General features: G+C 71.8%; 12 protein-coding genes and 1 pseudogene. 6 read left to right on the forward strand and 7 right to left on the reverse strand.

Annotated elements, in window-relative coordinates:
* The 5 genes and pseudogenes from EJK15_RS69975 to EJK15_RS00020 form a co-directional block, all read left to right on the forward strand.
* Positions 1-354: pseudogene (locus tag EJK15_RS69975) on the forward strand (serine/threonine-protein kinase); the annotation flags it as partial.
* A gap of 35 nt (positions 355-389) precedes the next feature.
* Positions 390-1598, forward strand: coding sequence for a serine/threonine-protein kinase (locus EJK15_RS00005; RefSeq protein ID WP_138708238.1), 1209 nt, complete (start codon positions 390-392; stop codon positions 1596-1598).
* A gap of 246 nt (positions 1599-1844) precedes the next feature.
* Entirely contained in the window at positions 1845-2624 is a 780-nt protein-coding gene (locus EJK15_RS00010) for an electron transfer flavoprotein subunit beta/FixA family protein (protein ID WP_138708239.1), read from the forward strand.
* A gap of 18 nt (positions 2625-2642) precedes the next feature.
* The gene (locus EJK15_RS00015) at positions 2643-3596 is read left to right on the forward strand and encodes an electron transfer flavoprotein subunit alpha/FixB family protein (RefSeq protein ID WP_138708240.1); all 954 of its coding nucleotides are present in this window, start codon (positions 2643-2645) and stop codon (positions 3594-3596) included.
* A gap of 330 nt (positions 3597-3926) precedes the next feature.
* A complete protein-coding gene (locus EJK15_RS00020) occupies positions 3927-4361 on the forward strand; it encodes a sensor histidine kinase (RefSeq protein WP_138708241.1) in 435 nt (144 codons plus the stop codon).
* Positions 4362-4392: 31 nt separating this feature from the next.
* Here the strand turns inward: EJK15_RS00020 and EJK15_RS00025 are convergent, their stop codons facing one another.
* The 6 genes from EJK15_RS00025 to EJK15_RS00050 form a co-directional block, all read right to left on the reverse strand.
* Positions 4393-5832, reverse strand: a complete 1440-nt coding sequence (locus EJK15_RS00025) for a sensor histidine kinase (RefSeq protein WP_138708242.1) — start codon at positions 5830-5832, stop codon at positions 4393-4395.
* On the reverse strand, positions 5829-6530 hold the full coding sequence (locus tag EJK15_RS00030) for a response regulator transcription factor (RefSeq protein WP_138708243.1): 702 nt from the start codon (positions 6528-6530) through the stop codon (positions 5829-5831). Before EJK15_RS00030 ends, EJK15_RS00025 begins: the two co-directional genes overlap by 4 nt.
* Positions 6531-6558: 28 nt before the next feature.
* Positions 6559-7323 carry a hypothetical protein gene (locus tag EJK15_RS00035; protein ID WP_138708244.1) on the reverse strand — a complete coding sequence of 255 codons (765 nt, stop codon included), beginning with the start codon at positions 7321-7323 and terminating at the stop codon, positions 6559-6561.
* The gene (locus EJK15_RS00040) at positions 7320-8219 is read right to left on the reverse strand and encodes an ABC transporter ATP-binding protein (protein WP_138708245.1); all 900 of its coding nucleotides are present in this window, start codon (positions 8217-8219) and stop codon (positions 7320-7322) included. The genes EJK15_RS00035 and EJK15_RS00040 overlap by 4 nt, the downstream gene beginning before the upstream one ends.
* A 120-nt stretch (positions 8220-8339) precedes the next feature.
* Positions 8340-9533: an MFS transporter gene (locus EJK15_RS00045; RefSeq protein ID WP_138708246.1), complete on the reverse strand. Its 1194-nt coding sequence runs from the start codon at positions 9531-9533 to the stop codon at positions 8340-8342.
* 404 nt (positions 9534-9937) lie between these two features.
* On the reverse strand, positions 9938-10447 hold the full coding sequence (locus tag EJK15_RS00050; RefSeq protein WP_138708247.1) for a TetR/AcrR family transcriptional regulator: 510 nt from the start codon (positions 10445-10447) through the stop codon (positions 9938-9940).
* A 53-nt stretch (positions 10448-10500) separates the two neighbouring features.
* On the opposite strand from EJK15_RS00050, the gene EJK15_RS00055 reads away from it, so the two are divergent.
* Positions 10501-11730: a cysteine desulfurase family protein gene (locus EJK15_RS00055; RefSeq protein ID WP_138708248.1), complete on the forward strand. Its 1230-nt coding sequence runs from the start codon at positions 10501-10503 to the stop codon at positions 11728-11730.
* Positions 11731-11757: 27 nt separating this feature from the next.
* Here the strand turns inward: EJK15_RS00055 and EJK15_RS00060 are convergent, their stop codons facing one another.
* Positions 11758-12816, reverse strand: coding sequence for a DUF695 domain-containing protein (locus EJK15_RS00060; protein WP_138708249.1), 1059 nt, complete (start codon positions 12814-12816; stop codon positions 11758-11760).
* Between the last annotated feature and the right edge of the window lie 35 nt (positions 12817-12851).

A 12851-nucleotide genomic window follows, 5' to 3' on the forward strand; every position in this document is an offset into this window, starting at 1 on the left:
GGCGGGATGGGCGTCAACGAGGCGGCCTCCTACGCGGCCGGGGCGTTCGTGGCCGGTCTGTTCGTGCTGCCCGGCGGCGGCGCGCCGCGCAAGGCCGTCACCCGCACGCTCACCAGCGTGCTCCGCAGCCCGGGTGCGGCGCTGGTCGCGGTCGTGCTGGTGGGCACGGCGGCGCTGTTCGCGGTGATGTTCGCGCTGGGCCAGGAGCCGGTGTGGTCGCCGTGGCGGGCGCCGGAGTCGGTCATCGACGACCTGGCCAGCGATGCCAGGCAGAGCACGATCGGCCTGATCACCGGGTTGATCGGCAGCTTGATGGACGGGCTCGGGCTGGGGTTCCTGACCAACTGGTTCTGAGTGTCCCCACTGGCTCCCGGGGGGACAGTAGAGATATGAGCGAGCGCCTCGGCTCCTATGAGCTACTGTCCCGGCTCGGGGCGGGCGGCTTCGGTGAGGTGCACCTCGCGCTCGACGCCGAGGGGCGCACCGTCGCCGTCAAGGTGCTGCACCCGCACGTCGCGGCCGACAGCGGCGCGCTCGCTCGGCTGGCGCGCGAGGTGGAGACCATGCGCAGGGTCGGCGGGCCGCACGTGGCGGAGGTGCTCGACGCCTCGCTGGAGGTCGCCAGGCCCTACCTCGTGACCCGCTACGTCCAGGGCCGCCCGCTCAGCGCCGTGCCGGTGCCCGTCGAGGACCTGCGCGAGCTGGCCGCCGGGCTGGCCGACGCGCTGCTGGCCATGCACGAGGCCGGGGTCGTGCACCGCGATCTCAAGCCGGCCAACGTGATGATGGCCGAGGGCCGGCCCGTCGTCATCGACTTCGGCATCGCCAGCGCCCTCGACTCGCTGTCGGTCACCGCCTCGGGCGCGGTGGTGGGCACGCCCGGCTACCTGGCCCCCGAGGTGCTGGAGGGCCGTCCCGCGGGCAGGGAGGCCGACGTGTTCTCCTTCGGGGCGACGCTGGCGTACGCGGCGACCGGGCGGCAGCCGTACGGGCAGGGGCCGGCCTCCGCGGTCGCCTACCGGGTCGTGCACCACCCGCCCGACCTGGAGGGCGTGCCCGCGTGGCTGGAGCCGCTGTTACGGGAGTGCCTGTCCACCGATCCGGCAGCGCGCCCGACGGCCGCGCAGATCTGCGCCAGGCTGGGCGTCGAACCGGTCACCCACGTACCCCACCGGCCCGCTCGCCGGGCGGTGCACGTCGCCGACGAGATGACCACCAGGGAGTGGCGGCCGGGCAGGGAGCAGCATCGGCGGTCGGTGGAGGAGTCCAGGGCCAGGCACCGGGAGAAGGTACGCAGGCGCTGGGTGATCGGCTCGGGGCTGCTCGTGTCGCTGCTGGCCGCCGCCGCGCGCGAGCCGCTGCCCGAGGTCGCGTTGTTCCTGCTGGCGGCGTACGCGCTGGCCGTGGTTTCGGACGCCGGGGTGGCGCTGTTCTCGCGCAGCCCGTACAAACGCGTTCGCATGATCACGGATATGGTCAGTGTGGCAGGGGTGGCCGGTCTCTGCTTCGGGTTGGCGGCGCTGTTCAGCACGTTCACGCTGGCATTGTTCGCGGGCACGGCGCTGGTCCTCGGGATCGTGTTCCTGCTGTCGGCCTGATTCCCTTCGACCAGGGGGTGATGGGCGGCAACAGAATGAAGCTCGGTAGGGTGTGGGCGGCAAGGGCTTTCGCGCCGGCCGCGTTCTCCTGCGGTTTGCACGCAAGCTACTCATGGGTAACATGACCGCGACAAGGCACCCTCTGCCGGGGGCCCGGAGGGCATCCGGCAGTCTGGAAAGCATTGCATCCGGCGGCCACCGCAGCGACGCGGTGGCGCACGCGAAACGGGAGGTCGGCCACCGGCCATGAACATCGTCGTCTGCGTGAAGCAGGTCCCCGACACGGCGACCGAGCGCAAGCTGCGGTCCGATGACAAGACGCTCGACCGCGACGCCGCCGACGGCGTGGTCAACGAGCTTGACGAGTACGCGGTCGAGGAGGCGCTGAAGCTCAAGGAGGCCCACGGTGGCGAGGTCACCGTGCTCACCATGGGCCCGGGCAAGGCCACCGAGACCATCCGCAAGGCCCTGGCCATGGGCGCCGACAAGGCCGTACACCTGAGCGACGAGGCCCTGCACGGCTCCGACGCGCTGTCGAGCTCGTACGCGATGGCCCAGGTGCTCAAGAAGATCGGCTTCGACCTGGTCATCCTGGGCTCGGAGTCCACCGACGCGCGCACCGGCATGCTGGCCGCGATGCTTGCCGAGCGCCTCGGCACGCCGCAGCTCACGCTGGCCAACAAGGTCGACGTCGAGGGCTCCTCGATCAAGGTCCAGCGCATCACCGACTACGGCTTCGACAAGGTCGAGGCCACGCTGCCGGCCGTCGTGTCCGTGGTCGAGAAGATCAACGAGCCGCGCTACCCCTCGTTCAAGGGCATCATGGCGGCCAAGAAGAAGCCGGTCGAGACGCTCGCCATCGGCGACGCCTCCATCGACGCCGCCCAGGTCGGCCTGGCCGCCGCCTGGTCCGAGGTCGTCGACTTCGCCTCGGCCCCGCCGCGCGCGGCCGGCACGATCGTCAAGGACGAGGGCGACGGTGGCGTGAACGCCGCCGAGTTCCTCGCGTCGAAGAAGTTCATCTGAGAACGGGGGTTTACTGAAATGTCGGAGATTCTCGTTCTCGTCGAGCAGGTCGACGGCCAGGTCAAGAAGGTCACCCTTGAGCTGCTGACCCTGGCCCGCTCCCTCGGCACGCCCGCCGCCGTCTGGGCGGGCCCCGGCCTCACGCCGGAGGCCAAGGCCAGGCTGGCCGAGTACGGTGCTGACAAGATCTACGTCGCCGGCTCCGGCGACATCGTCGACTACGTGGTCGCGCCGAAGGCCGAGCTGCTCGCCCAGCTGGTGGCTGCCAAGTCCCCTGCCGCCGTCCTCGTGGCCGCCACGCCCGAGGGCAAGGAGATCGCCGGACGCCTCGCCATCAAGACCGACTCCGGCGTCATCACCGACGCCGTGGGCCTCGGCGAGGGCTTCGTGGCCGACCAGTCCATCTTCGGCGGCGGCATCAACGTGCACTCCAAGGTGCGCAAGGGCACGCCCATCGTCGCCGTGCGGCCCAACTCGACCGCCCCCGAGGCTTCCCCCGGGGCGGGCACCGAGGAGGAGGTTTCGCTCACCCTGTCCGACTCCGCCAAGGCGGCCCGCGTCGTGGAGCGGGTCAAGCAGGAGAAGGGCGCCCGGCCCGAGCTGACCGAGGCCGCGATCGTGGTCTCCGGTGGTCGTGGTGTGGGTTCGGCGGAGAACTTCTCGCTCATCGAGGACCTGGCGGACGCGCTGGGCGCGGCCGTGGGCGCCTCGCGCGCCGCCACGGACGCGGGCTGGTACCCGCACCAGTTCCAGGTGGGGCAGACGGGTAAGACGGTGTCGCCGCAGCTGTACATCGCGGCGGGGATTTCCGGTGCTATTCAGCACCGGGCGGGCATGCAGACCGCGAAGACCATCGTCGCGATCAACAAGGACCCGGAGGCGCCGATCTTCGAGCTGGCGGACTATGGGGTCGTGGGTGACCTCCACCAGGTCGTCCCGCAGCTCGCTGAGGAGATCAAGAAGCGTAAGTAGGGCCGGGGGACGAGCACAGTCTTCGCTAGGCAGCGCTTCGCGCGAAAGGAGCCCAGGCTGTGACATTGGGGGGCACGGCCCCCCAAACCCCTGCTCAAAGCGCTTCGCCGATTCGGCGGCCCGTTAGGGAGCGGCCGAATGATCAACGCTATTCGTCTGTCCAATGTCATGCTCGACCCAGAGCCTCCTGGGGCTGTTCAAAGTCGCTTACAGCGGATGTCAAGAAGATCGCAAGATGCCCATGTTGGAGTCAGGGTGTCGCGTTCCGGCTGGCAACCGCCGTGGCGAACGAAGGCAAGCTCCAGCGAGCACGGGGAGATGGGGAAGAGCATGTCAGGTAACGAACTCCGGCTGGACGTACGGTCCGCGTACGCGCGCGAACTGGACGACGACCTGACGGAGTGGTCCCAGCGGACTGGGATCGCGGTGGAGGCGTGGGCGCTGCCGAAGGAGCCGCTTCCCTGCCACGTCGGCGAGACTGTCCGAGGAACGATACGCGACGTCCTGGACGAGGTGGAGCGGCAGGGGCGGGCCCGTACCGTCTCCATCGCCCTCACCGTGGCCCCCAGCGGGCTGCGCCTGACGGTCAGCGACGACGGCGGGGGAAGGTCGGCCGAGGCGCTGCGGGCACGCCTGCTCGGCAGGTGCGCCGAGTTCACGGGCCTGGGAGGCCGCCTGACCGTCAACGGCGTGCCGGGAGAGGGCACCACGGTCAGCGGCGCTCTATACCCACTGCCGAGGTGCTGCGGCGCGTCGGCGCACTAGACCCGCTCCGACAGACTCCCGTGAAGGCTGTTCATCGCGGGTCGGCGGCGGGGAGGCGGACCTGGAAGGCCGCTCCCCGGCCCGGGGAAGTTCGCAGCTCCACGCGGCCTCCATGGGCGGTGACGATGGAGCGGACGATGGCCAGGCCGAGCCCCGCGCCCCCCGTCGTACGGGCGCGCGAGCTGTCCGCCCGGTAGAACCGGTCGAACACCTTGGCCGCCTCCTCGGGGCTGAGCCCCGGCCCTTCGTCCTCGATGACCAGCACCGCCTCCCCTTCAGAGGTGCCCACGCCGATCCTCACCGGCGTGCCCGCGGGCGTGTGGGTGACGGCGTTGCCGACGAGGTTGCTGACCACCTGCCGCAGCCGGGCCTCGTCGCCCAGCACCGGGGCGCTCGCCGCCGCGCCGCCGAGGGGCCCCGTGAACGCGATCGGCCTGGACGGGTCGAGAGCGGCGAAATCGTGGCGGGCGTCGGCGGCCAGCGTACGCAGGTCCATGGGGGTGAGGTCGAGGCCCGGACCGTCGGTCTCGTCGAGACCGGCGAGCAGCAGCAGGTCCTCAACCAGCCGGGCCAGGCGGCCGGACTCGCTCTCGATGCGGGCCAGCGCGGGTCCGGCCTCCGTGCCGCCCATGCGGTACAGCTCCGAGAAGCCCTTGATGCCGAACAGCGGGGTACGCAGCTCGTGGCTGACGTCGCCGACGAACCTGCGCATGCGGGCCTCGGACTCCGTGCTCGCCGCGACCCCCAGCTCGATCTGGGTGAGCATCTTGTTGAGCGAGCGAGCCAGCCGCGCGACCTCGGTGTTCGGCGCGGTCGGCTCGGGTACGCGCCTGGACAGGTCGCCGTCGGCGATGGCGGCGGCGGTCTCCTCCACGCGGCGCAGCGGCGCCAGCCCCGCTCTGATCGCGATCCCGCCCGTCAGCGCGAGTATCGCCAGCAGCACGGAGCCTGCGATGAGGGAGGCCCCGCGGAGCCGGTTGATCGTCGAGTGCATGCCCTCCAGCGACACGGCCGCGACGACGGCGGAATGGCCGCCTCCGCCCGTGCCCGTCCACGGCAGCGCGACGGCCCGCCATTCCCCGCCGTCGCGACCGGACACGGTGAACGGCTGCCCCGCGCGGGCCGTCACGGTCGCGGCGTCGAGCCGGGGGAGGTCGGGTCCCGCGGTGTCGCCCAGCTCGCGGAGAGGCGTGCCGTCGGGGGACAGGTAGGCCGCGTACCACTTCTCGATCAGGTCGAGCTGCCCCGTGGCCAGCGGCACCTGGCCCGCCTGCCGCCGCAGCCTGATCACGAAGTCGGGCGGGATCGCGGACATCGCCCTGCCCATCGGCGCAAGCTGCGCGTCGACGCGGGTCATGAGCTGCGTCTCCAGCTGTCGCAGCACGACCGAGCTGATCGCCACCAGGCCGATCACGAGCAGCCCCACCGTGATCGCCAGCAGCCTGGCCCGCAGCGACAGCCGGCCGATCATCGCTTCGGCTTGCGGAGCACGTAGCCGACCCCGTGAACGGTGTGGATCAGCTTGGGCTCACCGGTGTCGAGCTTGCGCCGCAGGTAGCTCACGTACGTGTCCACGATGCTCGTGTCGCCGGCGAAGTCGTAGCGCCACACGTGCTCCAGGATCTGCGACTTGGGCAGCACCCGGCCGGCGTTGAGCACCAGGTGGTGCAGCAGCCGGAACTCGGTCGGCGACAGACGCACCGGCCGGCCCGCCCTGGTCACCTGGTGGCCGTCGGGGTCGACCTCGAGATCTCCCACGACGATCGTGTGGTCGTCGGGGATCGCGCCGGTGCGCCGCAGGATGGCCCGGATCCTGGCCAGCAGCTCCTCCAGGTCGAACGGCTTGGTCACGTAGTCGTCGCCGCCCAGCCGGAGCCCGTTGATCTTGTCGGCCGTCGCGTCGCGGGCCGTCAGGAACAGCACGGGCACCGGCCCTGGACGCCCGCCGGCCCTGGGCAGGCTCCGCAGCCGGCGGATGACCTCGAACCCGTCGAGATCGGGCAGCATGACATCGAGCAGAACCAGGTCGGGCGGGTCGCGCCGGGCCGCCTCCAATGCCTGGGCGCCGCTCTCCGCCGAGCTCACCGTGAAGCCCGCGAACCGCAGGGTCGCGGAGAGCAACTCCTTGACGGTGGGCTCGTCGTCGACCACGAGCAGCCGCTCGCCCATGTGGCGCACCTCCCTGCGGACAGCGTAGTCAGGCGTCGCGCTTCTTGAACTGGACATACGCGGCGATCAGCATGACCGTCACGAAACCGACGAGGATGCCGGGTCCCGCCCAGGCCGGCAGCTCGGACGTTCCGGAGACGGCCTTGAAGGCGCCCATGTTCGGCCAGTAGGTGGCGACGAAGCCCCGTATCGGGTCGGGCGAGGCCGTGGACAGGATGGGGACCAGGAGGAAGGCGGTGCTGACGTTCACGGCGGCGGCCGTGCCGCGCAGCAGGAGGCCGAGCGCCAGCCCGAACAGCGCCAGCAGCGTGAACACCAGTGGCCCGAGCAGCAGCAGGCGCAGCGCGGCGGGGTCGCCGGGCATGACGTACGGCGCTCCGCCCGAGGCCAGCGTCGTCTGGCTGGTCACGTACACGAGCCACACCCCGGCCACGCTCACCGGCAGTGCCGTCAGCGCGGTCATCCCGGCCTTGGCGGCCACCAGGCGGCCCCGCCGGCCCACGGCGGCGACGCTGGCCCGCATCGTGCCCGAGCCGTACTCGGAGGAGGCGATCAGCACGCCCAGCGCCGAGATCAGCAACTGCAGGACGAACAGCCCGCGCATGCCCATGTCGAGCGGCGCGAAGTCCAGCCGCTCCTGCGGGGTGGCCGTGGCGTACTGCCTGGCCGCGGCGTTGCTGAACAGGAACCCGAACGCCGCCGATACGGCGACGGCCGCCGCCGACAGCACCATGGTGGCCCTGATGCTGCTGAACTTGGTCCACTCCGCCCTGAGCACCTCTGCGCCGATCATCGTGCCGCTCCGTATTCGACGCTGTCGCGGGTGAGCTCCATGAACGCGTCCTCCAGGGACGTGCGCCGCGGGGTGAGCTCGAACAGCGGCACGCTCTCGGCTGCGGCGAGCCGCCCGACGTCCGGCGCCGTCATGCCCGTGACCACCAGCTCCCCGTCCCGCCCCACCTGCACGTGCGCGCCGGACAGCTCCAGCCGCCGGGCGAACGAGGCCGCCTCGGGCGTGCGTACGACCACCGCCGCGCCCTCCTCCGTGAACTCCCCGATGTCCGCCTCGGCGATGAGCCGGCCCTTGCCGATCACCACCAGGCGGTCCGCGGTCAGCGCCATCTCGCTCATCAGGTGGCTGGAGACCAGCACCGTACGGCCCTCGGCGGCCAGGCCGCGGATGAGCGTGCGGATCCACAGGACGCCCTCGGGGTCCAGGCCGTTGACCGGCTCGTCGAGCAGCAGCACCGGTGGGTCCCCGAGCAGGGCCGCGGCGATGCCCAGCCGCTGGCTCATGCCCAGCGAGTACGCGCCCGCCTTCCTGCCCGCCGCGTCCGTGAGCCCGACCAGGTCGAGCACCTCGTCGACGCGGGTGGCCGGGAGGTCGTTGGTCTGGGCCAGGTAGAGCAGGTGCTTGCGCGCGGTGCGCCGCGGGTGCACGGCCTGCGCCTCCAGCAGGGACCCGACCTCGCGCAGCGGGTTCGGGAGGTCCTGGCAGAGGCGGCCGTTGACGGTGGCCGTGCCCGAGGTGGGCAGGTCGAGGCCGAGGATCATGCGCATGGTCGTGGTCTTGCCTGCGCCGTTCGGGCCGAGGAAGCCGGTGACGAGGCCCGGCCGTACCGTGAAGGTGAGATCGTCCACGGCGAGCACCTCGCCGTAGCGTTTGGTCAATCCGGTGAGCTGGATCATGGGTCCAGCGTGCGGTGACCGGTTGGGGGCGTCCTGGGAGGATCTGTGAGTTCTCTGTGAGCGGCGGCACTCCCATGCGGGGGCGCGCGGGAGCTGCCCGCCGCGATCCACAGGAAACTCTCAGGCGGCCGCCTTGGCGGGTTCGGGCTCCATGACCGGCAGCGGGCTGATCGCGGCCGGTTCCCCGTGGGGGAGCAGGCGGGAGGCGAGTGCGATCAGCACGCCGAGGACGACGCCGATGCCGAGGGCGGTACGCAGGGACGTGGCGTCCGAGAGGAAGCCGATCGCCACCGGGCCGAGCAGCAGGCCCGCGTATCCCATGGCGCCGGCCTGGGCGATCGCCGGACCCGGGGTGCCGGTCGCGGTTCCGGCGAGCGACAGCGTGAGCGGGGAGATCGTCGCCACGCCGAGGCCGACGAAGAACATCGCGAACACGGCCACCAGCGCCGCCGGGGCGACCAGCACGACCGCGAAGAACCCGGCCGTGGCCAGTCCGGAGACGGTCAGCATGCCACGCACGCCGAACCTGGTCCGCAGGCGGTCGCCGGTGAGCCTGGCGATCAGCATGCCTGCCTCGAACACCGGGTAGCCGAGCGCCGCCAGGGCCTCGGGGGCGCCGAGCTCGTCGCGCATGTACAGGCCGTTCCAGTCGGCGACCGTGCCCTCCACCATGAAGGCGAAGAACATGATCGCGCCGAGCAGGTAGACGATCGGCGGCATGCGGTGGCGGGTCCTCGTGGTGGTTCCCGCGGCCGGGGCCTCGGGCAGGTACGTGCGGCCGAGCACGACCATGACCGGCAGCGAGACCAGGCCGACCAGCGCCAGGTTGGCGGTGAACGACAGGCCCAGGGCGATCGACAGGCTGCCCAGGGCGCCCGCGGAGATCGCGCCGACGCACCAGCCCGCGTGCATGCCGTTCATGAGCGGGCGCGCGTACGCCCGCTCGACCGTGGAGCCCTGGGCGTTCATGGCCACGTCCACCGTGCCGAACGCCATGCCGAAGAACGCCACGGCCATCATGAGCATGGGGAGGTTCGGGGCGAATGCCACGGCCAGGAGGCCGAGCGCGGTGAGTGGGCCGCCGACCCGCAGGACCGCCCTGCTACCCGCGCGGGCCATGACCCGGCGCATGGACTGCATGGTCACCAGGGCGCCCAGGCCCCATGCCAGCAGGACGGCGCCGACCATGGACTCGGACAGACCGAGCTTGTCGGTCAGCGCCGGTATGCGCACGGTCATCGTGCCCACCATCAGGCCGCCAAGGACGAAGGTGAGGACCGCCCCGTAGCGGGCACTCCTCAGGTCGCGGGTCATACGGCAACACCTCACACAAGATCGTAATTTTTGGTTATTTTCGGGCGCAGGAGGCCCCGTGCGCATGGGGGTGGACGTGCTCACCGCCCACCGCCTCGGCGCCCAGCGAACGGGACGTGGGGTAGGGAATCGGGACCGGATGCCGGCCGTGGGGCTGCGGATGTGCCGTGGTGGGGGATCTGTGGCTGGGCGCCGTGCATGTTGCGCCGGGCTGCGCCGCACGCCGTCCCGCCGGCTCGGCGCCGCGCGGGCGTGGCTGCCGGTCCTGCGGCGGGCGGCCGTGGTGCGGTTGACGGCCCAGGCCGCGGCCGTGCTCCCTCGGTGGGGCAGGGCGTGCGGCTGCGGTCCCTCGCCGGGCAGGTGTGCGGCTGTGGTCCTTCCGGCGGCGGGGCGGGCCGGGGCGGTCAGGCCGGTTTGAGCAGGGCTCTCAGCCGGGCCTCCAGGGCCTGCAGGTCGTCCTCCGTGTTCAGCTCCGGGTCGTGGCTGGCCACGTCCCAGAGCCCCTCACAGGCGAGCCGTGCGATCTGTGCGGCCAGCGGATCCGGCTCCTCGCTCAACCCTTCGCGATGCCATCGGCTCATCGCATCGCGCAGCGGTGCGAGCAGGAAGAGGTTTCCCGACGCCCCCGTGACGACGGCCCATCGTCGCAGCCGGCCCGATCGCACGGCCGCCAGGGTCGCGCCCACGTAGCGCTCGGTGTAGGTCTCGCCGGGCTGGGCCGCCATGAGCTCGTCGAAGTCCTCGATCAACCGCTCCACCATGCCCTTGATCAGGGCTTCTTTGGAGCCGTAGTGATAGAGGAGGCCGCCCTTGCTCACGCCTGCCCGATCCGCCACGGCGGACAGGGTGAGCGCGGAGGAGCCCTGGTCGCAGAGGAGCTCCTCCGCCGCGTCCAAAAGCTCGTCCCTTCGCATGCCTCAACTGTACCGTCCGGACGGTACAGCGGCAAACGAGATACCCTGGGCGCGTGACCAGACCGTCGGCCTATCTTGATCATGCGGCGACCACCCCGATGCTGCCCGAGGCGATCGAGGCCATGACGGAGCAGCTCCAACGCGTCGGCAACGCCTCGTCGCTGCACGCGGCGGGCCGCCAGGTGCGCAGGGTGGTCGAGGAGTCGCGCGAGACGATCGCCGACGCGCTCGGCGCCCGGCCCAGCGAGGTCGTGTTCACCTCGGGCGGCACCGAGGCCGACAACCTCGCGATCAAGGGCCTCTACTGGGCGCGCCGGCCGCGGCGGCGCCTGCTGATCAGCTCCGTGGAGCACCACGCCGCGCTCGACCCGGCCCAGTGGCTGGCCGACAGCCAGGGCGCCGAGGTCGAGCTGCTGGAGGTGGACGAGCACGGCCGGGTGCACCCCGACACGCTGCGGGAAGCGATCGAGCGCGACCCCGGCAACGTGGCCATGATCAGCATCATGTGGGCCAACAACGAGGTCGGCACCATCCAGCCGGTGCCCGTGCTGGCCGCCATCGCCCACGACCACGGCATCCCGTTCCACACCGACGCGGTGCAGGCGATCGGGCAGCTGCCGGTGTCGTTCGCCGAGTCGGGGACCGACGCGCTCACGCTGACCGGCCACAAGGTCGGCGGCCCGATGGGGGTCGGCGCGCTGCTGCTGGCCAGGGGGCTGACGCCGGTCTCCGTGCAGCACGGCGGGGGTCAGGAGCGCGACGTGCGCTCGGGCACGCTGGACGCGCCCGCCATCGCGGGGCTCGCAGCCGCCGTCAGCACCGCCGTCAAGCACCAGGAGGCCCTGGGCCGCCGGCTGACGGCGCTGCGCGACGAGCTCATCGAGCGCGTCCGCCAGGCCGTGCCCGACGTGGTGCTCAACGGCGACCCGGACCTGCGGGGGGCAAGCCCCCCGCATGCCCCCCGGAGTGAACAGCGAGGAACCGCCTCGGCTTCGCCGGGCCGGCTGCCCAGCAACGCCCACTTCTCCTTCCCCGGGTGCGAGGGCGACGCACTGCTCATGCTGCTCGACGCCAAGGGCGTGGAGTGCTCGACGGGCTCGGCCTGCTCGGCGGGGGTGGCGCAGCCGTCGCACGTGCTGCTGGCCATGGGGGCCGAGGCGGCCGCGGCACGCGGCTCACTCAGGTTCACGCTGGGCCACACCTCGACCCGCGAGGACGTCGACCGCCTGATCGAGGTGCTCCCCGCCGCCGTCGAACGCGCCCGCCGGGCCGGCCTGAGCTGACGGCGGGTGCTGAGCTGACGCTGATCGTCAGGTGATGAAGGGCACCACGGCGGCCCACGCGGGATCGCTCGTCACGTCCACCCGTGGCTCGCCCTCCTCCCAGCTCACGATCAGCTCCTTGGCGTGGATGGCGGCGTCGCCGGTCGGGTCGGCGTACACATGGATGACCCGCTGCCCCTCGGCGCTCAGATGCGCCGCGAGCACCGCGTCGTCGCGCAGCTTGAGCAGGCGGGCGGCCAGTCGCTCCTCGAAGTCGCGCAGCGCCGCCAGCGACTCGCCGATCGGCAGGCCGGCCTCGTCGCGGTGCGCGTACGGCAGAGCGATCGCGATGTGCTGGTCGAACAGCGGATGGTCGACCGGGCGCAGCGGATAGCGGGCCGTGGCGATGAGCGGCGCACCGCCCGCGGTCTGGCCCTCCAGCAGCACCCACTGCTCCTCGTCGAAGCCCGAGGCCAGGTCGGCGACCACGGCGGGCAGGTGCGCGGCGGCCACGGCGTCGATCGGCTCGAACGTGGCCGCCGTGATCTCGCCCACCCACCTGGCCACGTCGTCCTCGCCGAGCAGCCAGTCCAGCGCCAGCAGCGTGGTCTCCATCCTGGTGTCCTCGTCGAGCTCGCCGAAGATCGGATGGTACGCGGCCACGTCGACCCGCGGCGCGTCCCGCGGCACCCGCAGGCCCAGCATCAGCTTGTCGAGCGCGAACTCGTAGCCGCCCACGTCGAGCGTGAGCTCCAGCGCCTGCGAATTGGCCTGCCGCGACGGATGGAACTCCCACAGCAGGTCGGAGTCAGGAGCGCTCTTGGCCCAGCGATGCGCGAGCGGGCGCAGCTCGGCGTCGCCCGCCGAGGTCACCACCAGGGCATGCGCGGCGTTCCTGCCGGGGGCCACCTCCCAGACCAGGCCGGGATCGACGGCGGCGACAGCCGGGGCGAGCAGGTCTTCAAGCCCCGCGGGGTCGCCCGCCGCCACCAGCGAATCGAGTCGCGGCCTGGCCTCCTGCCACCATGTCCAGAACTCGGCGATCCCGTCACCGAGTGGCTCGCCGTCCCCGTCGTCGTCTGCGTCCTTGCGCCCGAACAGTCGCATGGCCTGAATACTTCCAGACTCCCGCCATGGTCGCG

Source organism: Nonomuraea basaltis (assembly GCF_005893125.1).
Classification (GTDB): Bacteria; Actinomycetota; Actinomycetes; order Streptosporangiales; family Streptosporangiaceae; genus Nonomuraea; species Nonomuraea basaltis.